Below are 23,320 nucleotides of genomic sequence, written 5' to 3' on the forward strand. Positions count from 1 at the left end.
AATCCCAAAATGCTGTTATAATTCCTAATTGAGACTAATCAATACTGCTTTTCATGGAGGTTCAAATGTTATCTCAATTCAATGACCATAGTCTTTTTACACGTACATTTGAGAAGTCTCCAATCGGAATGGCTTTGTTATCTAGTAATGGAAGCATCTTAAAGGCTAATCCATCTTTATGCACAATGTTAGGATATACGGAAAGTGAATTAATAGACCTTGGTGTTTCACCTAATCCCCATCCTGAAGATTTAGAAGCAGATCTGAAGTTATGGAACAAATTGGTGCACGGTGAAATGGACGGTTATCAAATAGAACAAAGGTATGTTCATAAATCCGGGGCTATTCTATGGGGTCTTCTGAATGTGACAGCGGTCAGGAATCTTCAGGAGGCGAATGGGGAAGATCTGTTTATTTCCCAAGTTGTAGATATAACCGAACGGAAACATAAGGAAGAAGAGTTCAAGAAGATTGAAGAGCTGCACAACCTTATTGCTGAACATTCACTGGACGCTATTATTCGTTTAACACCTGACGGAATAGTCACCTATGTCTCGCCAGCGATCCGGAATCTAATCGGATATGAGCCGGATGAACTTATCGGGCAATATGTCTATGATTATTGGCATCCAGAGGAATTGAACAGTCGTTGGTTACAGAAAGATAATACGGATCAGTCGGATAGCAGAATAATTATTAATCGTCTGCGGCATAAAAACGGTCATTATATATGGCATGAAGCACACTCCAAAAAAATAAGAAATGCATCAGGGGAAATCCAACACGTTATCAGTATGGGCCGTGATATAACAGAACGAATGCAATCCGAAGAATTAATCCGCAGATCAGAGAAGCTTTCATTAGTTGGTGAACTTGCAGCCGGAATCGCCCATGAAATTAGAAATCCATTAACTAGCTTACGAGGATTCATGCAATTGTACATGAAAGAGGATATAGATGGCTCAAGGAAATTACGTAATGACGTCATGATATCCGAAATCGATCGAATCAATGAAATTGTCAGTGAGCTTCTAGTGCTAGCTAAACCTTCGAATGAGGTTTATGAGTTACGTGACGTCGTACAAATTCTAAATCACGTTACAAGATTACTTGAAGGACAAGCAAACCTTTATAATGTTCAAATAATTAAAGAGTTCGATGTCAATTTACCCTGTATTCATTGTCAAATCAGTATCAATCAGGTATTTATCAATATACTAAAGAATGCCATTGAATCCATGCCTAACGGCGGAGATGTAATCATACAAGCCAGACAAATGAATGATAAACTATACATTCGAATTAAAGACGCAGGGTTCGGAATTCCACATGAGGAAATGATCAAGATCGGAACCCCCTTTTATACGACAAAAGAAACAGGTACAGGATTAGGATTAATGGTTTCAATGAGGGTCATTCAAAATCATAAGGGGACTATGCGAGTTGAAAGTGAGGTTGGAAAGGGGACTATGGTGGAAGTTATTTTGCCAGTCCTGTGAATTTCACTGCCTATCTGTCCGATAATATAGAATGTCTATTAATCGGAAACGAGAGGAGTCTAGAAGATGGATATTGCTTCAATCTCAATGGCAATGAGCCAATTTTCGGTAGCGCAATCGGCAAGCTTACAGGTATTGTCAATGTCGAAGGACATGGCAGAGCAGCAAGGACAGCAATTGGCGGAAATGTTAAGGTCGGTTCCCGCTCCTCATCCCAATCTAGGTGCCAGACTGGATATATCGGTCTAGAAGATTAATAAAGGCATAATAAACTGAATACGTCAAATGGATTTTATTGCTAGAGCTCATCCTAATGGATGAGCTTTATTTTTGCTTTATTCTTTTGCATTTTATATTATTATGTATTAATGATGTTCAATTGAACCTATGCTTTACGTTTCAACATTACCAACCTACAAGGGGTGCTACCACATGGAAGACCAGAAACCGTTCCGAATTTTACTCTATTATAAATATGTCGCAATTGATGATTATGAAGCTTTTGCGGCTGAACACCTTGAGTTCTGCAAGGAACTTGGGGTGAAAGGCAGAATAATAATTGCAGCAGAAGGGATCAACGGGACGATCTCAGGAACCTGGGAGCAAACGGAAGCCTATATGACTTATATGCATAAGCTTCCATTGTTCACAGACCTTCTCTTCAAGATCGACGAGTCAGAAAAACACGCATTCACAAAGCTATTCGTCAGACCTAAGAAGGAACTCGTCACTTTAAGATACGACACACCTTTGGATCCGAATACGATGAGTGGTAAACGTCTGTCGCCTAAGGAGTTCTACGAGCAGCTTCAACGTGAAGACATTATCATTCTTGACGGCAGGAATGGGTATGAGTATGATATGGGGCATTTCCGCAATGCAATACGCCCGGATATTGAGTCGTTCCGGGAATTCCCAGAATGGATTCGTAATAATCTGTCAGATGCTAAGGATAAGAAGGTTATTACCTATTGCACTGGGGGGATTAGATGCGAGACATTAACCGGTGTACTTCTGAATGAAGGATTTACCGATGTCGCCCAGCTTGATGGGGGTATTGTTACGTATGGGAAGGACCCAGATGTTCAAGGTCGATTATTTGATGGCAAATTGTATGTATTCGATGAACGTATTGGCGTACGTGTCAATCAAACGGATGAAGAAGTTACTATTGCCAAGTGTCAGCACTGTGGGAATCCTACAGATAACATGATCAATTGTACAGATGATTTATGTCATTCCAAGCATTTCTGCTGCGAAGATTGTCTGGATGTACATGAGGGATATTGCTCAGATTCTTGTAAACCAAAGGCTTAAAATAAAGGGTATGGAAGAATAAACTGACCCTGCCGGTTTCTGGATTCAATTTGATCCACTGGTTCTTGGTACGATTAAAGTCTGAGTGCCACTGACCATTACTGCGGCGCAAAGTCATCAAACCCATCTCACTGCTTTTCATAAGTGAGAAGGGTTTGGTGTTTGAGAAATGGAGTAGTCTTTTTATGGTATTTCCAGCGGGTGTGCCTTTAAGTATTTTTATTCTCGTGCTCTATCGGGAATAGAAAACAAGGGGGCAGTCTTTATTATTGTTCAGTCTCTGAACCCATTTGTAAGTTCATTGAAGAAATATGTTGTTTCGTTTGGTCAGTACCCAATTGATAAACGGTATTATATATTTGTTTTAACAAATAATCGTACATGTCATTTTCGCTGTCATGGTGATATGGAATTACCGGGATATGCGCACGAAAAAAGGTTTTTTCATCTGCCGCTTCCCATTCGTTGAACAACAGAGTTAATTTATCAACCTCTTCTCTCGTCGCATCAATCTCCAATTCATAAGCAGCATCCCCTTGATTAAGCATGATATTTCTGGATTGTATAGAAACATAATATCTTCTTTTCTCCATGATCTTCACCCTCTTTTCATAAATTTCAACCCTCATGACTGTGTCAGGTAAATCAAGACCATTGCAATAACAATCGCTAGCACGGGAGCGATTACATAGTAAATGAAGATCGGATTCGCTGAGACAGGATGTTTGACTGTCTTTAAGCTCAATTTTTTATCAAGAACGTGAGCTTTCTGTTTACGAACAATGATGGTTGAACTGACCGCTCCATAAACACAAGCTGCTATCCCTAATATTGCTAACAAAGTATACAAGTATTACCCTCCTTTCATAAAAATGAGCTACCCTTATCTTGTTTACGTATTTGTTTTTTATTCATTCCTAGAATCGATTAGACAAATGCTCGATGGATCTGCATGAGTGGAAGATCCCAGAACTGAAATAAAAGGCAATTCCGCAAGAGATTTCATACTTGTGCTAGTCCAGGATATCGTGGCAGGAGCGAGTACGTAAGGAGTGCTATTTGACACTAATACGTTAAGGGTAGGAATCCCTCAGCCATCTGAAGGGCGGCTAGAGAATATAATAGTTCCAGTGATGGCAGTTGCAACTTTTCCAAATTTTGAAACGTATTAGGTTAAGTGGTCTTGTCTATTGTCAGCACACCTTAAGGGGAGGGATGTTGTTGTGAATACGAATGACCCTGCTGGTTTCTGGATTCGATTCGGTGCACTGGTTCTTGACGCGATCATTGTCGGGGTGCCACTGGCCATTATTGCACATGCTCTGGGTGTCAAATATGTTACGGATATCATATCGTTCTTGTATACCTTACTTACTCCGGTTTTGTGGAATGGGTACACGATTGGTAAACGGATATGTGGTATTCGAATCGTAAAGATAAGCGACGGACTACCGCCGAGTCTGGGAACGATGCTGCTTCGACATATAGTTGCCGGCCTAATTTACGGGTTTACGCTTGGCATTGCTCTTATTGTAAGTGCAACCATGGTAGCAGCCCGTGAGGATAAACGGTCAATACATGATTTTATCGCAGGCACCGAAGTCGTCCATGAACGGCTCTAAATAGTGAACGAACAGAGTCGCTTCTTTTACAAGGATCAAGCCCCTCTCACTTATGTGCAAGCAGTGAGAGGGGTTTTGTCGTTGATCTTCGAGCTTATTATCATGAGAAAGTAGAGCATATCGAGTTATTCCCTCCGCAGTAGACAAAAGATGTGATGGATTTGATGCTGTCTTAATCCTCAGGACTTTTTTATCATTTTTTGGCGAAACTGTAAGAAGTATAATAAAAACAGGTCGATCCCCCTCGAATACATCCGTAAGAAAAGTCCCGAAGACGAAACCTCTCCAAACGCCGCCCTCCCTGAATGCATATAAGCGTTCTACTACGCAGTAGGTCTTTTGATAGCGCTTCACACCATGTATATGTTCCTGATTATGATGAATGATGAAGGAATTGAAATTGAGATAAATTCAGCTTGCCAACGAGATCTAGTTAGAAACAGGTAGATTAAAAGTACTGCATATGTCGATTTTTGGTCAATTTATCAAAATATGTACATTGAGGCAAGGTTCGATTATGATTCGATGTGGGAAAGGAATGATGCATTCGTTATCCCGTCGATAACATTCCTGCAGGAGGTGACTACTCATGAAAAAAAGCCAATTCAAAAAACCGGTTCGCGGAATTATTGAACCACTCATCTAGTTGATCGAACAATATCCAGCGCTGCATCCAGCATGCGCTGGATATTGTTCTGCTATTACGGATTGCAAAACCTATTAACAGGCTGCGTAACAACCTATTTCTGAAGGGAGTCACGTTATGAATGTACAAGACCGCATGATGCGGATGATCTATGTACCCTGCAAGAATGCTATTCTCGCATCGGATGTGAAAGGACGGATCCATCTGCTGGATCTCGATCTGAACCTGCTTCGTTCCTCTCCTACTACTTCGTATAATGAGCCCAAGAATGGTCTATTCGCTACCGACCGCTTCGTATTCACCAAAGACCGCAGAGGTTCGATTGCCAAATGGGATCTCGACACACTGCAGCCGCTCGATATTTATGATGATATGTACCTGCGAGACGACGTGGGATTAATGGAAGGCGAGGAGCCTTCGCCAGCGTCTAATCGCGGGTTAGCTGTCGTGAATGGCAAAGTGTATGGCAATAACGGATACAGCCAATTCGCCGTTATAGACGCCAATTCTTTCGAGTTACTAGAAATTCGCAAGCCGTTCAGCGCTAACTCGTTCGTCGATTGCATTAACGTCGAATGCGCAGATACGCACGCTGTCTCCGAGACGTCGGGTTTGCTTCATCTGGGCAATCTCGAGACGGGACATTTCCCCATCACGTTGAAGGTAGACAACAATAACGTCCATTGGGTACGTTACGACCGCCGTCATGATCGATTCTGGGCTACGCAGGATGCGGGGATTAACGAACATGAGAACATTCGTAATGGCGTCATTACGGTGGAAAAGGATGGCACCGGTCTGCAGTTGTACAATTTCACAGACGATGATATCGAGTTCTTGGAGTTCGACCATGAGTCCCGTTACGTCTATACCGGCGGTTTCGATGGGCATATCTATGTGTTCGACAACACGAACAAGGAGCTTCGGCTGAACCGTATAATCGGACCGTTCCCATACAGCATCATTAATATGCTCTATGTAAGCGACGATGAGCTGTACGTCCTCATGCAGAACGGCGAACTCGTTCGTTCGGATCGACATGGCAACATTACGGCCAGATCGAATTATGCAGGCCGATGCGTCTGGCAGATGGAGCCGCATCCAGTGGATGAAAGCTTGCTATATTGCGCGTTGGATGACGGCGTACAGGTCATTCGCTACCGCAATGGCATCTATAACTCCATACAGATCGACCGTATCGCCCAGCATCAACATGCTTTCGGCATTATCCGTCGTGTATATCCATTCCCTGATGGCTCGTATGCTGCCATCGGCAGGAAGAACGTTGTATTCCGCGCCGCTGAAGACGGTACGCTGCTCTGGTACCGCAAAGTGCTAGGCCTGCCGCGCAGCCTGTCGTTAAGTCATGGCTTCGATAAGTTGATGGTGTCGACAGACGACGGTTATGTAACGGAGTTTAATGCGGAGGACGGAACGAAGCTGGATGAATTCTCGACAGAGGGCATTCCAGTGTGGGCTTGTACATACAGCATGGACGGAAGACGGATGTTCTTTACCCGGAATGCGAATCTATATGTGTACGCTGCAGACAGTAAGGATCTGCTGCATCACGACAACTCGCTTAAGCTGTTTCCGAAGCGATTCCTGCCAACGCGAGAAGGTAAAATGTACATCGTTGGCGCTTTCGGTTACGTTGAGTTCGATCTAGATACGTACGAGGTGAAGAAAGAATTTATCGAATTATTAGTCAATACGAAGGAGAACGGCAAAATTCTAGACGGCTATGCGCACGTCATTAGCTATGGCTATCAGCTAGGCTCGTATCAAGAGGAAGATGGCGAGATGGTCGGCTTGATCGAGCAAATTCAAGATTTTCCGAAGGCGATGGCTGGCAGGATTGGCGACGACGGTGTTCCGATACTGCTCGTCGGCGGCAGAGGCAACTTCGTGAACGTATATCGAGTCATCGAAGGGGTGCCGGAGAAAGTTCGCGAGTTTTATTTTGCCTCGACGAGAACGTCTGCGGATGGAGGGAGAAGCGGTGCAGAAGGAGAGAGCGGAAGGACAACGACTCCAATTATTAATGACGAACCGGCTGTCTACGCTTGATTCGACACAAGCTCACGATCTCTATTCCTTCATGATCCTCGGTCAAACGTTCGAAGGCTTAACGCGCATCGATAAGCAGGGGAACGTTGTTCCAGGATCGGCTCGCGCTTGGTCGATCGATTCGGGCCGCATGACGTACACCTTCCATCTTCGCGAGAATGCCAGGTGGTCCGACGGATCACCTGTGCGCGCCGACGATTATTATTTTGCTTGGCGACGTACTGTGGAATTAAGCAATGGCGCCGCATACGCACGGCTGCTCGAGTTAATTGAAGGTGTAAGCAGCTACTATCTCGGTGAAGCCGATTTAGAACAAATGGCCGTCGAGGCGGTGGATTCACTTACGTTACGCGTAAAGCTGGTTCGTCCATCGGTCCATTTCCTGGAGATGCTCGCTATGCCGACCTTCTACCCGCAGCAGCGGGCATTCGTGCAGCAAGCAGGTTCTAATTATGGCACGACGGCGGGGCATACGGTGTTCAACGGTCCGTTCCGACTTGTGAAGTGGGATGCGGAAGGGTTAGAGTTGGAGCGCAACGATCACTATTGGAATCAAGCCAGTATTCAACTGGAGACGGTTCATTATCGCATTCTATTCGATAGTGAAGAAGCACAGCGGTTATACGAGACGGGCGGCTTGGATCGTATCCCGCTTGTCCGTTCGCAGATCCCCAAATATGAGCGCCATCCCGATTTCCGCTCGCGCTTCGAGGTTTCAACGGGTCTCGTGTTGTTCAATACGGATATTCCGCTGCTTAGCCACAAGGAAGTCCGCCGAGCGATGACGCTGGCAATCGACGGGCATGAGTTCGCACATCTCATCTATCAGAACGGATCGAAGGGAGCGACGGGATTTATCCCGCCCGGCATTCAATACGATCAGAACTTATCGTTCCGTGAGCACTTTGGTAACCTCATAGTACGTCATCTCGATGAGGAAGCGACAGCGTTCCGCGAGCTGGTTCGCTCTCTCGGCTTTGATTCAATGCCTAAACTTACGCTTCTATTCGAGGATGGCTATCTAGGCAAGGAACTCGGACCTATCTTGATCGAGCAGTGGAAGCGACGGTTGGGACTTGATGTAGCACTCGAAACAGTGCCCTATTTGGAGAAGAATGAGCGAATGGCGGACCGGAGGTACGAGTTAACGTTGTCTGTATGGGGCGCCGATTATAACGATCCGCTTAATTTCCTCGATATTTGCCAGCAGGATCACCCCTTCAATATGACTGGCTACGCGAACCCGGAGTACGACGCGCTTCTGCGGCAGGCTAGACAGGAAGCGGAGCTTGCGAAGTATATGGATTACTGCTTCAGAGCGGAACGGCTGCTGATGGAAGATATGCCAATCGGCCCGTTGTTCTTCCGTGCCGGCTGCTATTTGATCCACGATTATGTGAGCGGCTGGCATCAACGGTCGTACGGCGTTTCGCATGACTTGAGCTATACTTCGATCGACATGGAAGCGAAGAAGGCCATGTTCATGCCAGCTAACTGACGGGAGGCTTCCGTAGGTGCATATTATTCAATCCGAAAGTATAACGGTGAGAGCGGCGCAAGAGGCAGACCGTGCTTCTACCACCGAACTGATTAAAGCTTACATCGATCAATACGGTATTCCTTATCCTGACGAGGATCAATTACAGGCTATGCTATCGGAACTGTTCGAAGATCCTTCCCGCGGCATTCACCTCATTGTCCGATACGACGGGGTCGATGCGGGATTCGTCTCCTTATACAGCGCATGGAACACGATCCGGGCGCAGCCTTTTTTGTATCTAAGCAATTTGTTCATCGATGAGACTTATCGCCGTAAGGGGCTAGGCAGGGCGCTGCTTCAAGGAAGCAGGCAGTACATGGAGGAGAATGGTTATGCCTTTCTCGAATGGTCGGTCAACGGCGATAACGAAGCAGCGCTCCGATTGTATGAAGACGAGGGTGCGCTTATCGTTCCTCGCATCTTATACCGAATGGTATAGCGGGTCGGTGCCGACAAACAGATCGTAATTAATGGCACGCTGCGAAAGGGTGGCAACAAGGTGTCGGTAACAACGGAACAGACATCGACTTATCGTGCAGTAATGCGAAATAGCAACTTTATGAAACTATTATCCGGCCAGACGGTATCGCAGCTAGGCGATGCGCTAAGCTTCGTCATCATCCCGCTTCTTATCTATCAGATGACGCATTCATCAACGAATCTTGTGCTTGGCTTCATCATTGAGAGCTTGCCGTGGATCGTGCTTGGTCCGCTCGCGGGCGTGTTCATCGATCGGCTTAACAAACGGATGCTGCTTGTCTCCATCGATCTTATACGTTGCTTCCTCATTGCAGGCATTTTCTTCACGGATAAGGTGTGGGCGATCTACTTGCTCATCTTTCTATCCCATTCGCTGGCGGCTGTCTTCGCGCCCGTCCGTTCGCTGGTCATTCCCTTGTTATGCGAACGAACGCAATATGTGAAGAGCATCGGACTGCTGGTCAGCTCGTTCAAAATCGCGAATATTAGCGGCTCTTTCGTCGCCGCGCTCGTCATAAGCGCGGTAGGCAGCCTTCGTACGGCATTATGGATCGATGCGGCAACGTTCTTCGTATCGTTCCTGCTGTCGGCTTCCATTCGAATGCCTGCAGAGCAGCCGAAAGACCATACATCGGCTAAAGCGTCCTTCCGCGAGCAGTTCATTCAGGGGGCGCGTTATCTGTCCTCGCATGCGAAGCTGAAATTCGTCGCCAGCTCGTTCCTGCTGGATACGTTCGTACTTGCAGGCGTAGCGGTCGGGGCGCTGCTGTATACGCAGTCGAGCCTCGGGCTTGCAGAGTCGAACCAGAGCGGAATGTATGCTTCCTTGATCGGCGCAATGGCCGCCGGCACAGCGATTGGCGCTTGGCTGATCGGTCTATTGGAGAAGCGGTTTCGAAGACAGACTTTCATCCTTGTCTCGCTGGTGATGCAGAGCATTATTTTTGCCATTATCGGTTGGAGTACTAGTGCTGTAGCCGCTGTGGCATTGTTCTTCCTCCTGGGGTTGTTCGCGAGCGGAACGAAAAGTCCGGTATCCGGATATATGGCCGAGATGACACCGGTGGACCTGCGGGGCCGCATTTATTCCATTATAAATTCGCTTCAAAGAGTCACCGCTATAACGAGCTACGCGCTTGTTGGTTATATCGGCGGGCTTGGACATGCATCGGTTGCTTTTCTGCTGGTGAGCTTGCTCATCATAGCATGTACAGGACCGATTGTATGGGGGCTTCGAGATCGCAGTACTTCGACAACTGCCGAAGCACAAGCATCGTAGCATTGACTATATGTGTAGGTAACGGAGGATAAGGCATTGTCAGAACACATCTTGCTTGTATGCGGCAGCCTTAAGGAGGAATCATTGACGAGATTCGCTTTACAAACGGTAGAGCGCTTCCTATTGGACAAGGAATATACGACCTCGATCCTGAATGTCGGGGATCTGAACTTGCCGATCTTTGATCCCGATCAAGTGAAGCTGCCAGTGGGCGCGCAGTCGTGGATCGAGCAGATCGAGCTGGCGTCTGGATTGGTCATCGGCACGCCGGAGTATCACGGCGGCTTCAGCGGCGCTATTAAGAATGCGATTGATTACACCAAGACAGAGTTATGGAAGGACAAGCCGATCGCTCTGATCGCAGCTGCGGGCGGTTATAGAACTGGCATTAATTCGCTTAACGGGTTGCGGCTCATCTTCCGCAATGTGTATGCCAGAACGATTAATGAGCAGGCGGTATGTTCGAAGTACGATCTCGAGGAAGATGAAGACGGTGATGTCGACTTCAATGAAGTGATGCTTGGACAGCTCTACCGGGTTGCCGAAGGGCTGCTCCGAGAAATGCAGTTTGCCCGGCAGCTTGGACTAATCAGAAGCGATTTCTCTCTAGCCAACCGGGAAAGGTAAGCAGATCGGAGGCTGAAGCGAATGGCATTGAGCTTGGACCTACTGCTCGATACGATGCGTCACGGCAGCATCGACTATTGCGAATTTCTACGTATTCCTTCCATGAGTGCAGGGGTGTACCGGCTTCCTGCGGGAGCTGTTGATACCCAATCGCCGCATACGGAAGATGAGCTCTATTATATCGTGAGCGGTCGCGCCTCTATAACTGTGGGAGCTAACGAGCATGAAGTCCGGACGGGAAGCATCGTGCTTGTCGAAGCGAATGTTCCACACCGCTTCCATTCGATTACGGAAGAGTTGGTCATCCTTGTGTTGTTTGCGCCTGCAGAATACAGTAATCGCGGGTAATGCAGCTTGCAATGCGGCTATGCAGAACGAATGCGCGAGTCGAACTGGATGAGTACGATACGATTATGTAAAAAAGGGGGTTCGTCGTTATGCGTGTACAGCTGAACTCGCTAGAAGACTGTCGCGGACAACTGAACGAGTTATCCGACCGGCAGGCAATGGGCCTTCCCGACGGTTATGTTGTGCTGCGGCATGAGCAGCTGTTCGACTCGTTCCGATCGATCCTGTCGCTAACGCCTGCGGCGTTGAGCGCGTTGTGCGAGGATGAGAGCAGGCCGTTAGAGGAAAGGCTGGCTGCAGGAACCTTGCTGTCGTTGATAGGCGATCCGCGCATTAACCCGTTCGCGCCAAGTATGATACCCATTCCAGGTGGAGTGGCGACGCTTGGCACAGCTCCAGAGGAAGTCGACGACATCGTCGAGCGCTATAAGGAAACAGGCATTATTGCAGAATGGATCCGCAAAGAGTCTCCGATGTTCGAGGTTCGGCTATCGCCATACGCTATCGGCCAATATCCGGTTACGAACCTGGAATATTGGCATTTTGTGCGCGACAATCCGTCAGCCGAACTGCCGACGTCATGGGTATTCGGCCGCTACCCGGCCGAGAAGGCGAACCATCCCGTTCATACGGTGACGGAAGGAGCGGCGGAAGCCTACTGCAGGTGGTTGGCGGATAAGACTGGCCGAGCGTTCCGTCTGCCGACCGAATTCGAGTGGGAGTTTGCGGCTTCGGGTTCGGAGCGAAGGGAGTTCCCGTGGGGCGATACGTTTCTGGAGGATCACGCCAACACAGTGGAGACAGGGCTGCTTGCGAGCACGCCTGTCGGCATTTTTCCACATGGCCGTTCTCCGTTCGGGGTCTTCGATATGGCAGGCAACGTTGAAGAATATGTTGCTTGCGATTACCGACCATATCCGAACGGCGAGGATATCCAAGATGATCTTGTTCATTCGCTAGGCACCTACCGGATAGCGCGAGGCGGAAGCTTCACACGACTTCGCGACCTTGCGCGCTGCAGGCGCCGCCACGGTCGATACCCCCGCGACATCTATGTCATGGGATTCCGATTGGCGGAGGATGTAATAGATGACTGAAGTGAATGCGCAAACATCCGAGTAAAAGAGACGAAGCTTGAGCATTGCCTTTTACCAAATAAAATATGATCACAAGGAGCGATATTCCATGTCCGTTCAATTACTGTCAGAAATCCAAATCGAGCAGTTCGTTAAGCACCGCGGTCCGGTGACGGCAATTCGGCAGGTCGGCAATACAGCATGGGCAGTAACGTCCGCCTATGACGGCGCGGTGGCCAAGTTCAATCTCGACACCGGAGAGGTCCGACTGCTTGGCTACCATCAGCATCTCGTCAACTCGATTGTCGTAAGCCGGGAAGGAGGCAAAGCAGCCTCCGTTTCCTCGGATTACTCCATCGGCATCTGGAATATGGAAACCGATAAGCAGGAACGCATTCTATATGGCCATTATGACGACGTGGAGAGCTTCGTATTCGCCAGCGAAACAGTCGGCATCTCGGCTTCTCGCGACCATCGTATCCTTATATGGGATCTGACGACAGGCGCCATCACCCGAGTATTGGAAGGCCATGAGAAGGACGTGCTTTCGTTGGCTTACCATCAAGGCTATATCTATTCCTCCGGCGACGACAAAACGCTACGCGTATGGAGCTTGGATACGGGAGCGCTGCTCAATACGTGGGGGCCTTTCGATGTTGAGACGGACACATGCGTCATCGATTTGTTGAACGAACGTGTCATTCTCGGATGCGACGACGGCCATATTCGTGTATTCAGCGTGAACAGCGGCGAGCTTATCCAAGATATCGCTGCCCATGCATCAGGCATTAAAAAGGTCGATGTATCGCCTGCGACCGGCGACATTCTGTCCGCCGCTTACGACCAGCGCATTCTGATCTGGGATGCTCACAGCTTCGAGCTGAAGCGTGAGCTGGAGAACAATCCGATCAAATGGGAACGTTCGCTTACTTTCACGACGGACGGCAGCAAGCTGCTTGCCGGCACTTTCGACGGAACGGTACTTGTCTGGGACACCGAAACAGGCGCTCTCTTGAAAGAAGTCAGCGGCGCTTCAGATATACAGGGCAATGCGTGCTTTAATGATATCGGCGTGCTAGACGGCCATCAGATCACGACGGTCAGCGATGACGGCTATGTAAGGCTGATCGATCTGCAGAACAATCAGGCGTGCAAATTCGAACCGGCCTCCGGCCGTTTTCTGATGAACGGGCTTGCAGCGAGCGGCCAATACGGGTTGGTTGCGGGAGGAGCGCACAATCACCGTCTGCATTTGTTCGGATACAGCGACGGGGTGCTCATCCATGAACGCGAGCTGGCACTTGGCGAAGGCCCGATCAATACGATTCGCATTGCGAACCATCCCGGCTATGAACAAGAGTGCTTCGTCGGCTGCTATAGCGGCACAATCGTTCGAGTCGGTCGCGACGGCGAGCGCAAAGGGACAATTGAAGTGCATGACGGCGCAGTCAAAGCGCTAAGGCTCCATCCGACCCGCGCACTTGGTGCAAGCTGCTCGGCAGCGGGCGAGCTCGTTACTTGGACGTTCGAAGGCGAGCTTTATCGCTCTTACCTCGGACACACGGCGATTATCAATGATGTTGACATTAGCCCGTCCGGTGAGCTGCTTGCGAGCGTGTCGCGCGATTTTACACTGAAGGTATATGATGTGGAACGCGGCGATTTGGTGCATTCCATCTCGCTAGGACGCCGCTCATTGAAATCAGTATGCTTCGTCGATGACAACACGATCGTAGTCGGGGATTATTGGGGCCATATGATGTGCGTTGACTTAGCAAGCGGCGCCGTGAAACGCAGCAAAATAGCAGCGAATGGAATCAGCACAGTAGCGCGTTATGGCCAACACGTGCTGGCTGCGTCCTATGACGGCGCTCTATATGTGGTCGCGCCGATGAAGCTGGAGGTCGTTCATGTATACCGCGAAATGCAGCAACGCGTAGAGTAGTCCCATTACCTACATGATGAGCGGAGATATACTCAAGAAAAGGAGGACGCATCGTATGCACGTTCAATTGAAGGGACCTTGGGATCGTCTTCAGGCATTCGCATCGCAGGTCGGGAACACGCCATTGATCGAGATTGCAACGCCACAAGGTGCCGCCCGCATCTTCGCGAAGTGCGAGTGGGACAACCCGACGGGATCGATCAAAGATAGAGCCGCATATGCCATGTTGGTCGAGCTGCTCCAGCGAACGCCGGCCCAAGATTGGCATAAGCTTCACATTCTCGAATACAGCGGCGGCAACCTTGGCCTGTCGCTTGCGGCGATGTGCCGCGATCTGCAGATCCGACTCACGCTTGTGCTAAGTTCCGGCGTCTCGAAACGTATTGTGAACAAGCTGGAGGAGCTTGGCGCAGAAGTCATTCTGGTTGATAAAGAGCGCGGATTCTGGGGCGTGATGGAGCATGCCATGGAACTAAGCGAGCGCAATTCTGCCTATTCGTTCTTATACCAGCATACGAATGAGGCTAATATCACGGCGCATCGTTTGCATACGGGATCGGAGATCGTGCACCAGCTGCCGGTGGATCGGATCGACGCTTGGGTAGCTTCAGTCGGCACGGGCGGCACGTTGATGGGCGTATACGATACGCTCGTCGAATCGTTCCCGCATGCGCAGCTTCATCTCGTCATCCCAGCTGAGCTGCCATATGGAAGTCCCAACCCGCCTAACGGTCTGCGCAAATATAACGGTTCAGGCGGACTAGGCAATGGCCGTAAGCAGCTATTCGTACAGAGGGAAGAGGAGAAGCTCAGCCGCCAATGGCCGATCAGCTTCCCAGAGACGCTTCGTGAGATGAAGCGTTTATATGAAGAGACAGGTATCCGCATCGGTACGTCTGCCGCTGCCAACCTGCTAGTAGCCCGCCAAGTCGCGGACGAGCTGGGCCCACATGCGACGGTCGTCACCGTTTTCCCTGATGCCGGAACACCGGAGGAATGGGAGGACGTGTATCGCGACAGTCAGCGCTAGCATGATGATAGATATGACAAAACAGCGGGGATTGTCCCAAAGGTCTATTATGACCAATTGGGGCAGCCCCGCTGTCGCGTTCGTAGTCCAATACGTTTGCTGACCCTGATGGAAACACAAGGATTTCGGGGGCTGATCGGCATGCGATCACCGATGTCGCTGCGCCCGCGCCAACCCCGATCGCCTTGCCTATTAATAGCGCCAGCGGAGCCGTAGTCACTTCTTTCCCGTAAGTCTCCGTCCCAACCGTAACAAGCGACAATAGCGCGTAAACAACTCCGATGATCGCGACGCTGACCCACATGCTTCGCATCACGTCGCGTTTCGGATTCTTCAATTCGGGAACCAGATGCGTGATGTTCTCCCATCCGAAGAAGGCCCAAAAGTTCAAAACGCATCCTGACCGATCCCGGAGGTGCCGTGCGGAGCAAATGGAATCAGATGCGCATACTTGATGGAAGGTAACGTAACTGCAATGTTCCCAGCAGCAGCAGGAGAACAATACCGCTTAGGATCAAAGATACAGTCCCGCTGATGCGAAGTCCGAACAGGTTGCTAAGCAGCGCGACGATTAGAAATACATGCGCCAGTGCGTAGGCCGTCCCCTCCTCGACAGATGGAATGCTTCTTGAATGTAAGCGGCTCCCGCGAGTCCCGCCACCGATTGTCCGGTTGCAGCCCATGCAAACGTGAACCACCCGACAAGAGCGCTCCGGGTCTCGCAATACGCAGTCGGCAGGCCCGTTCTAGCTATGATTCAGATGGGTGATATGAAAGTGCAATGCCGCAAAGTTGAAGAGGTCCTGCTCTCTGATCCGGACATTTACGAATTTTACAGAATTACCGGTTCGGCAAGTTACTTCATTAAAGCGGCAGTCGCTTCGGTAGATGAACTAACTGCGCTTGTGGATCGACTTGTGCCTTACGGTTCCGTGAACACATCCATCGTGTTGTCATCTTCCGGATTCTTTAAGCCCATGCTACCGCCACAATCATAATTGTCATGGCAAGATAACGGTGAAGTTGATGTGGGTACTACAAATAATTAGTACTATTCCGATATTTCTTTATTTCCTATTATGTAGAAGAAACAACCACACATGTAGGAGATGATATGGTATGGAGAACGATCCAAATCGCAAGGACTATGAGTATAGCGACGGTGTTCCAATACTCTGGGCTTTTGTTGGGCTGATTATATATATTCTGGTACTATTGTTCATATCAGATATACCGTCTGGGTGGTTTTCTTTGACTTACATGTAATAGCCATACTGGCGAAGATAGTGGAAATCTTGACTATGCATAAATAAATTCTTACATTCCGCAAACATTGTCTGAATATGTCGTTAATATTGGACTTCTATAATGTAAAAAACAGTTAAGGGAGCCGTAATAACGATGATTACACCGAAGCAACAGGAACCAACAAGAATGCCTGCATTCCGAATCAGCGACAGCGAAACGATGCAGAACAAGCTGATGTACCAGATTCGTATGGGGAATGTGAACGAAGGGGCAATGAACCGTATTCAAGAGCAATGCAAGGAAGAGCTTCAGCAATTGCGCTCAGAGCTTGATGTAATGCTGCAAGAGCTGCGCGAAATCGCAGACCGGTTAAACGGCCGTACAATACAGGAAAGCATCGCTGCCTAAGAAAAGGTAGAGATGCTTTTTTTCATAGTTTCCACAGGGTCACAAGAACATATCTATGACATGGTAATTTATGTATATAAAATTTTGTAGATACGATATACTGATCTCAGCTTTATATCCTAATAAGTGGGGGCGTAAGCAATGTGCGATTCATCCGATGATTCATTCATTTGCTACATCAAAGAACTACCTCCCGAATTACAAGCAGAAGCAGCTGCAAGAGCGATCGAGATCAACCCCGAGAACGCCCCAAAATCCCATCATCTATTGAATCTATCCACACAGGAGCAATCCAACAATCTCAAATTGACTCAACTGTACGCAAAACGGTGGTCTAGAAAAGGGGTGAACCTGACCGTCGGATTTTTCGGAAATCCTCCCGCAGAATTGAGAGCGCGCATCATGAGCCATATGAACGCATGGAATGTGTCCGCTAACATCTTGTTTACGGAAACGGAATTAGCCAACAATCCTCAGGTCCGAATCAGCTTCGATAATTCCGGATATTGGTCTGTAATCGGAACGGATATCCTATCGGTACCTCAAGACAAGGCCACGATGAATCTAGGCGGACTCCAAGTGGATACGCCGGATCGTGAGTTCAGGCGTGTTGTGCGTCATGAAACGGGGCATACGCTTGGCTTTATGCATGAGCATCAACGTCCCGAGATCACTGCTCACATTGATTCCGACAAGGCCATCGCTCATTATAAAGCCATTTACAACTGGTCACCAGAAGTGACAAGAGCGACCATACTTTCGCCCATAAATCCAGATTATACGAACCAAACAATACTGGCAGACCCGAACTCCGTTATGAGTTATCCTTTGCCGGCATCCATCATGAAGGATGGCATTGCAATTGAAGCAGGCAGAGACATTAGCGCGTCAGATATGGCGTTCGCTGCCATATTGTACGCTAAGCCTAATACAACTGGGCGACTCATGCATACGGTACGCAACGCAGACGGAAGCTGGCAACCAATGGTGGACCTGAAAGCGGCATTGAACATTATGGGCCCAATCATGTCGATTGCGGGAGCTAGCAACGACAACGGTGATACGCACTTTGTATTCGTCACGCTCTGGGCGGATTCCGGCATACCTGGGGAACTATGGCACCTGATTCGCCACTCCGATGGCAGCTGGTCGCAGCCGGAAAGCCTCTCTCGGGTATTCAATATTACCATTGGCGTATCAGCAGTCGCAGCGGCAGCCGGGGCGAATGGTTCTGTTCATTATGCTTTTACAACCAGCGATGGACTTCTGAAGTACACGGTCCGTGAATCATCCGGGAGATGGCAGCCGATGATTGATCTGCATACCGAGCTTAAGGTGAAAGGGATGGTCGTAGCGCTTGGAGGAACGAACGGCGCCAACGGTGCTGTACAATTCGCATTCACGACATCGGACGGAAAGCTATGGCATGCCATCCGAAATTCCGACGGGAACTGGCGGCCACTACTGAAACTATCAACAGAGCTTTCACCCGTGTGGACAGGGGACGTCGTCACGATTGCAGGTGCTGCAGGTCCATACATCGGAGACACTGTCTTTGTGTTTGCTACACGCCGCGCACGTCTATGGCATTCCGTTCGTCATCGTAACGGTGGGAAGTGGACCGGATTAAACGATTTAGGCAAAGGATTGAACATGGAGAAACGTGTCGTTGCTGTCGGCGGCTGTGCTGGGGCTGAAGGACAAACACATTTCGTCCTTGCTACAGAGGATGGGAAGGTGTGGCATACGATACGTTATTTCGAGGGCGGCTGGCAACCACCGGTTCCACTGGACTGGGTGCTGCCGATTGAAGGCGCTGTGTCGATATTAGCGGCTGTGCATGGCGGCAACGGAGAGACTCTCTATGTCATGTCCACCTACCAATAGTAATGCTTAACAGCCGCGTAACTGCGGCTTTTTTTGTTTTATCGATACATTCATATATCGCTTTCCGATTGGTCACTAGAACTTATATCGATTAGCGTGACTGGCAGCTAGATTCATCTCGTCCTCGTTCTCGGATTTTTGAATTGGATGATTGAATTTTTCCAGATGTTGGCTGTATGATTAATAGGACTGACTGTGGACGTGGTGGTATTAATGCTTCTGATACCCTCTACCTTCCATACTCAATCAGGCGCATTCAATAGTTCGAAGATGAAAGGGGGCGATGAATAGAGTCGGGAGACTCGTTGAATTGGTTTCATTCAAATTACAAAGAAGAAGCGGAGGTTACATGTTATGGCATTTAAAATGAAGTTTCTCAGGACTTATTTGTCAGCCGCGGTTTTAGCGATTGCGACCGCTATTTCCGGCTGGAGCTCGACAGCATCGGCCGCGCTCACGAACGATTTCGATCAATTGAACGCTTCGCAGATCGTAGCTCAAATGGGTGCTGGCTGGAATCTCGGAAACCAACTCGAAGCGAGCAACAACGGTACGCCAAGCGAAACAGCGTGGGGCAATCCGGTTATAACGCAGGCACTCATCCAAAAGGTAAAAGCAGCGGGATTCAAAACGATCCGTATTCCGGTTTCGTATTTGAATCTGATCGGAAGCGCACCGAATTATACGATCAACTCAACTTGGATGAACAGAATAAAGACGGTGGTCGACTATGCCTACAACGAGGGTTTGACTGTCATCATCAACATTCATGGAGACGGTTACAATTCCGTCGTCGGCTCTTGGCTATTAGTTAATTCAGGCGATCAAACGACGATTAAGGCCAAATACCAAAAGGTGTGGCAGCAGATCGCGAATACGTTCGTTAACTATGACGAGCGTTTAATTTTCGAATCGATGAACGAGGAATTCGACGGTACTTACGGTACGCCCAACACCGCTTACTATGCCAACCTAAATGCATATAATCAGATCTTCGTCGATACCGTGAGACAAACCGGAGGCAACAACAGTGCAAGGTGGCTTCTCATTCCAGGCTGGAATACGAATATCGATTATACGGTCGGCAATTACGGATTCGTGATGCCAACGGATCAATATCGTTCTACTGCGATTCCAAGTACAGAGAAGAGAATCATGCTCTCGGTTCATTATTATTCGCCGTGGGACTTCGCCGGAGAGGAGTCAGGAAACATTACGCAGTGGGGTGCTACAGCAGCTAACGCATCGAAGAAGTCAACCTGGGGACAGGAAGATTATTTGGAATCGCAAATGAAGTCCGTTTACGACAAGTTCGTCTCGCAAGGGTATCCTGCCGTCATCGGCGAATTCGGCTCCATCGATAAAACCGCCTATGATTCGACGAATAATACGTACCGCGCTGCATTCGCCAAAGCAATAGCCGCAACAGCTAAGAAATACAGCTCCGTACCCGTTTATTGGGATAACGGATATAACGGACAGCATGGCTTCGGATTGTTCAACCGGTCTACCTATGCGGTCACTCAGCAAGGCATTATCGATGCGATCATGAGCGGGATCGGTAATACGACAGCGAACAACTCGACGATTACGCCTTCGATCGCTTCGTTCGACAAGAAGACGGCTAACCAAGCCGACATCGCTGTTACAATGACACTAAATGGCAACACGCTTAGCGGCATTAAGAATGGCTCTGCCACACTCGTATCCGGAACGGACTACGCGATATCGGGCAACACGGTCACGATTAAGAAAAGCTACCTCGCCGCGCAGGCTGTTGGCACGACGAACCTGACGTTCGACTTCAGCGCAGGCTCCGATCCGATTCTGGCGATATCGATCGTTGACACCTCGGTCACGGTCGCCCTGCCAGGCGCCTTTACGGCTTCCGGCACGTCCGGCAATGCAAGCGCGACACTGACGTGGACGGCTTCTTCGGGAGCAGCTTCGTACAAAGTTGAACGCGCAACAGGAAGTGGCGCCTATACGACGATCGCATCGAATCTGACCAGCTTAACGTACACGGATACGACGGCTGTGAACGGAACGCTATACAACTACCGTGTCGTCGCATCCAATACAGCAGGCTCGACGAACTCCAACGTCGTCACGCTGACTCCGGCGGGAACAACGACTACGGGCAGCTTCAAAATTCAAATGTACAGCGGTAATACGACCGCATCCAGCAACACGATCGCTCCGCGCGTTAAGATCGTAAACACAGGTACGACGTCGCTGAACCTCTCAACGGTCAAGCTGCGCTACTACTACACAATTGATGCGAACATTACACAAGCGTTCTGGTACGACTGGGCGAGCGTCGGCAGCAGCAATGTAACCGGATCATTCGTTACGATGGCGACGCCGAAATCGGGGGCTGATACGTACTTCGAAATTGGCTTCGCAAGCGCCGCAGGCTCACTGGCGCCAGGCGCGGCAGCCGAGATCCAGATCCGCATCTCCCGCACGGATTGGAGCAATTATACCCAGTCAGGCGACTATTCGTTCAGCCCGACCGGCACTAGCTACGTCGATTGGACGAAGATGACTGGTTATGTGAACGGAGCACTGCAATGGGGCATCGAACCGTAAAGCTGGAATTCTATTGAATTGGTCTAATTCGTTTGACCGAAATGCTTTGCAATCTCCTTCGAATCAGTTAAGGTAGAGTTATCTGATAGGTAAAGGAGAGTTATTCATGACGGAACAACGCATCGTGAAATGGGGCATCATGGGACCGGGAGGCATCTCGGACAACTTCGCTACGGAGCTGCCGCACGCGCCGGGTGCAGAGCTCGTCGCCGTCGCGGGACGATCGCTCGACAAGGCGCAAGCATTCGCCGAGAAATTCGGCATCCCGCGCGCATATGGCAGCTGTGAAGAGCTCGCAGCCGATCCGGACGTCGAGATCGTCTATATTGGCACGCTGCACCCGATCCACAAAGAGAACGCGCTGACGCTGCTGCGCGGCGGCAAGTCTGTGCTCTGTGAGAAGCCGTTCACGATCAACGCTGCCGAGGCTAGGGAGATTGCGGACCTTGCTCGTCAGAAGGGCCTATTCCTGATGGAAGCGATGTGGACGCGGTACCTGCCAGCAATCGTTAAGGTGAGGGAGTGGCTGGACAGCGGCGCGATCGGCGACGTGCGCATACTGAAGGCCGAGTTCGGCTTCGACGCGGGCTGGAATCCTGAAGGCCGGTTGCTGAACAAGGAAAAGGGCGGCGGCACGCTGCTCGACGCCGGAATCTACCCGGTATCTTTCGCGTCGATGGTGTATGGCGGTGAGCAGCCGTCTAAGATCGCGAGCTCTGTCCTGATCGGCGAGACAGGCGTGGATGAGCAATTCTCGCTGCTGTTCGAATATGGCGGCGGCCGCACCGCCGCCTTGCACAGCTCGGTACGACTTTCTATGACCAACGATGCCGTCATCTACGGTACGAAGGGGCGGATCGAAATTCCAGGATTCCTGTTCGCCAAGACCGCGACGCTGCATGTGAACGGGGAGGAACCAATCGTCTTCAAGCACGAGCTCGAGCCTTCCGGCCACTTCTACCAGGCGATTGAGGCTATGGAGTGCCTGCGCGAAGGTCGCAAGGAGAGCCAAGTCTTGACCGTCGACGAGACGGTTCGCATCATGGAGACGCTAGATCGGATCCGGGAGCCATGGGGACTTAAGTATCCAAGCGAAGCGTGATCGGTCGAGTCGACAAATGTAGGATGACAAGAACTTATATCGAATGAATGCCGCAGCCTTGCGGCATTTTTTTATTTTAAGGATGCCTGACTGAATCAGACAAGAGGCAGTTACGCGTGGGTTCCGCGAGGCATAAGTGCTGAAACCGGTCATACAGTTTGATTAACAGCAAGGAGAGAAGAGAAATGGTGAGGTGCTAATATGGATGAACAAATTTTATGGTCAGGCAAGCCATTTAATTACGGGCTCCCGTCATTTACCAAGTACACAATTTCTAACACTAGAATTATTATTGAGTCGGGGATCGTGACCAAGCGAAGAAAAGAGATTAGACTGTATAGAATTCGTGATGGTTCTACTAAAAGAAACTTGTGGGAGCGTATATTGGGCATTGGTGACATTACCGTAATTTCTACTGATGCCGATTTGCCAGTGTTTGCGCTCAGAAATATTAGAAAGCCTGTTGCTGTAGCAGACATACTGCTTAATGCAGCAGATATATCAAGAAAAACGAATCGCGCTTATGAAATGACCGAAGTTCACACGGATCAATAAACACGTATTGTTGTCCGATGGACGAAGCGACAGAAATAGGCACACGGCA

23 protein-coding genes are annotated in these 23,320 nt (G+C 49.3%); 19 read left to right on the forward strand and 4 right to left on the reverse strand.

Features of this window, described 5'->3' with window-relative positions:
* The first annotated feature begins 65 nt into the window (after positions 1-65).
* The 3 genes from H8B09_RS09845 to trhO all read left to right on the forward strand — a co-directional run bounded on the left by H8B09_RS09845 (position 66) and on the right by trhO (position 2,816).
* A complete protein-coding gene (locus H8B09_RS09845; RefSeq protein WP_224753432.1) occupies positions 66-1,499 on the forward strand; it encodes a PAS domain S-box protein in 1,434 nt (477 codons plus the stop codon).
* Positions 1,500-1,565: 66 nt separating this feature from the next.
* Positions 1,566-1,748: a YjfB family protein gene (locus tag H8B09_RS09850; protein ID WP_191203325.1), complete on the forward strand. Its 183-nt coding sequence runs from the start codon at positions 1,566-1,568 to the stop codon at positions 1,746-1,748.
* A 183-nt stretch (positions 1,749-1,931) separates the two neighbouring features.
* The gene (trhO, locus tag H8B09_RS09855; protein ID WP_191203326.1) at positions 1,932-2,816 is read left to right on the forward strand and encodes an oxygen-dependent tRNA uridine(34) hydroxylase TrhO; all 885 of its coding nucleotides are present in this window, start codon (positions 1,932-1,934) and stop codon (positions 2,814-2,816) included.
* Between the two features lie 266 nt (positions 2,817-3,082).
* Here trhO and H8B09_RS09860 read toward each other — a convergent pair whose 3' ends face one another.
* Positions 3,083-3,409, reverse strand: coding sequence for a hypothetical protein (locus tag H8B09_RS09860; RefSeq protein ID WP_191203327.1), 327 nt, complete (start codon positions 3,407-3,409; stop codon positions 3,083-3,085).
* A 32-nt stretch (positions 3,410-3,441) separates the two neighbouring features.
* The gene (locus H8B09_RS09865) at positions 3,442-3,666 is read right to left on the reverse strand and encodes a hypothetical protein (protein ID WP_191203328.1); all 225 of its coding nucleotides are present in this window, start codon (positions 3,664-3,666) and stop codon (positions 3,442-3,444) included.
* Between the two features lie 373 nt (positions 3,667-4,039).
* Between H8B09_RS09865 and H8B09_RS09870 the strand changes: the two genes are divergently transcribed.
* The 10 genes from H8B09_RS09870 (at position 4,040) to H8B09_RS09915 (ending at position 15,479) form a co-directional block, all read left to right on the forward strand.
* Entirely contained in the window at positions 4,040-4,438 is a 399-nt protein-coding gene (locus H8B09_RS09870) for an RDD family protein (protein WP_191203329.1), read from the forward strand.
* A 763-nt stretch (positions 4,439-5,201) separates the two neighbouring features.
* The gene (locus H8B09_RS09875; RefSeq protein WP_191203330.1) at positions 5,202-7,154 is read left to right on the forward strand and encodes a PQQ-binding-like beta-propeller repeat protein; all 1,953 of its coding nucleotides are present in this window, start codon (positions 5,202-5,204) and stop codon (positions 7,152-7,154) included.
* Positions 7,087-8,652: a peptide ABC transporter substrate-binding protein gene (locus tag H8B09_RS09880; protein WP_191203331.1), complete on the forward strand. Its 1,566-nt coding sequence runs from the start codon at positions 7,087-7,089 to the stop codon at positions 8,650-8,652. The genes H8B09_RS09875 and H8B09_RS09880 overlap by 68 nt, the downstream gene beginning before the upstream one ends.
* A gap of 16 nt (positions 8,653-8,668) precedes the next feature.
* Entirely contained in the window at positions 8,669-9,133 is a 465-nt protein-coding gene (locus H8B09_RS09885; RefSeq protein ID WP_191203332.1) for a GNAT family N-acetyltransferase, read from the forward strand.
* A 60-nt stretch (positions 9,134-9,193) separates the two neighbouring features.
* On the forward strand, positions 9,194-10,453 hold the full coding sequence (locus tag H8B09_RS09890; RefSeq protein WP_191203333.1) for an MFS transporter: 1,260 nt from the start codon (positions 9,194-9,196) through the stop codon (positions 10,451-10,453).
* Positions 10,454-10,489: 36 nt separating this feature from the next.
* Positions 10,490-11,080 carry an NADPH-dependent FMN reductase gene (locus H8B09_RS09895; protein WP_191203334.1) on the forward strand — a complete coding sequence of 197 codons (591 nt, stop codon included), beginning with the start codon at positions 10,490-10,492 and terminating at the stop codon, positions 11,078-11,080.
* A gap of 21 nt (positions 11,081-11,101) precedes the next feature.
* The gene (locus tag H8B09_RS09900; protein ID WP_191203335.1) at positions 11,102-11,428 is read left to right on the forward strand and encodes a cupin domain-containing protein; all 327 of its coding nucleotides are present in this window, start codon (positions 11,102-11,104) and stop codon (positions 11,426-11,428) included.
* A gap of 89 nt (positions 11,429-11,517) precedes the next feature.
* A complete protein-coding gene (locus H8B09_RS09905) occupies positions 11,518-12,525 on the forward strand; it encodes a formylglycine-generating enzyme family protein (RefSeq protein ID WP_191203336.1) in 1,008 nt (335 codons plus the stop codon).
* A gap of 88 nt (positions 12,526-12,613) precedes the next feature.
* Positions 12,614-14,449, forward strand: a complete 1,836-nt coding sequence (locus H8B09_RS09910) for a WD40 repeat domain-containing protein (protein ID WP_191203337.1) — start codon at positions 12,614-12,616, stop codon at positions 14,447-14,449.
* 55 nt (positions 14,450-14,504) lie between these two features.
* Positions 14,505-15,479 (forward strand): PLP-dependent cysteine synthase family protein, encoded by a 975-nt coding sequence (locus H8B09_RS09915; protein ID WP_191203338.1) that lies wholly within the window; start codon positions 14,505-14,507, stop codon positions 15,477-15,479.
* On the opposite strand, the gene H8B09_RS31205 is transcribed toward H8B09_RS09915, so the two are convergent.
* Complete coding sequence (locus H8B09_RS31205) at positions 15,412-15,981, reverse strand: amino acid permease (protein WP_397376054.1); 570 nt, start codon at positions 15,979-15,981, stop codon at positions 15,412-15,414. The genes H8B09_RS09915 and H8B09_RS31205 overlap by 68 nt on opposite strands.
* Complete coding sequence (locus H8B09_RS09925) at positions 15,917-16,162, reverse strand: hypothetical protein (protein ID WP_191203340.1); 246 nt, start codon at positions 16,160-16,162, stop codon at positions 15,917-15,919. Before H8B09_RS09925 ends, H8B09_RS31205 begins: the two co-directional genes overlap by 65 nt.
* A 69-nt stretch (positions 16,163-16,231) precedes the next feature.
* Here H8B09_RS09925 and H8B09_RS09930 point away from each other — a divergent pair, with 69 nt between their 5' ends.
* The 6 genes from H8B09_RS09930 to H8B09_RS09955 all read left to right on the forward strand — a co-directional run bounded on the left by H8B09_RS09930 (position 16,232) and on the right by H8B09_RS09955 (position 23,271).
* Positions 16,232-16,477, forward strand: coding sequence for an Lrp/AsnC ligand binding domain-containing protein (locus H8B09_RS09930; RefSeq protein WP_191203788.1), 246 nt, complete (start codon positions 16,232-16,234; stop codon positions 16,475-16,477).
* A 403-nt stretch (positions 16,478-16,880) separates the two neighbouring features.
* Positions 16,881-17,135 (forward strand): hypothetical protein, encoded by a 255-nt coding sequence (locus tag H8B09_RS09935; protein ID WP_191203341.1) that lies wholly within the window; start codon positions 16,881-16,883, stop codon positions 17,133-17,135.
* Between the two features lie 141 nt (positions 17,136-17,276).
* A complete protein-coding gene (locus H8B09_RS09940) occupies positions 17,277-19,022 on the forward strand; it encodes a M12 family metallopeptidase (RefSeq protein WP_224753433.1) in 1,746 nt (581 codons plus the stop codon).
* A 354-nt stretch (positions 19,023-19,376) separates the two neighbouring features.
* On the forward strand, positions 19,377-21,614 hold the full coding sequence (locus H8B09_RS09945) for a cellulase family glycosylhydrolase (RefSeq protein WP_224753434.1): 2,238 nt from the start codon (positions 19,377-19,379) through the stop codon (positions 21,612-21,614).
* Positions 21,615-21,720: 106 nt separating this feature from the next.
* A complete protein-coding gene (locus H8B09_RS09950; protein ID WP_191203343.1) occupies positions 21,721-22,716 on the forward strand; it encodes a Gfo/Idh/MocA family protein in 996 nt (331 codons plus the stop codon).
* A 201-nt stretch (positions 22,717-22,917) separates the two neighbouring features.
* Entirely contained in the window at positions 22,918-23,271 is a 354-nt protein-coding gene (locus H8B09_RS09955; RefSeq protein ID WP_191203344.1) for a PH domain-containing protein, read from the forward strand.
* Positions 23,272-23,320: the final 49 nt, after the last annotated feature.

The sequence above is a fragment of the Paenibacillus terricola genome, assembly GCF_014779765.1.
GTDB lineage: Bacteria > Bacillota > Bacilli > Paenibacillales > Paenibacillaceae > Paenibacillus_T > Paenibacillus_T terricola.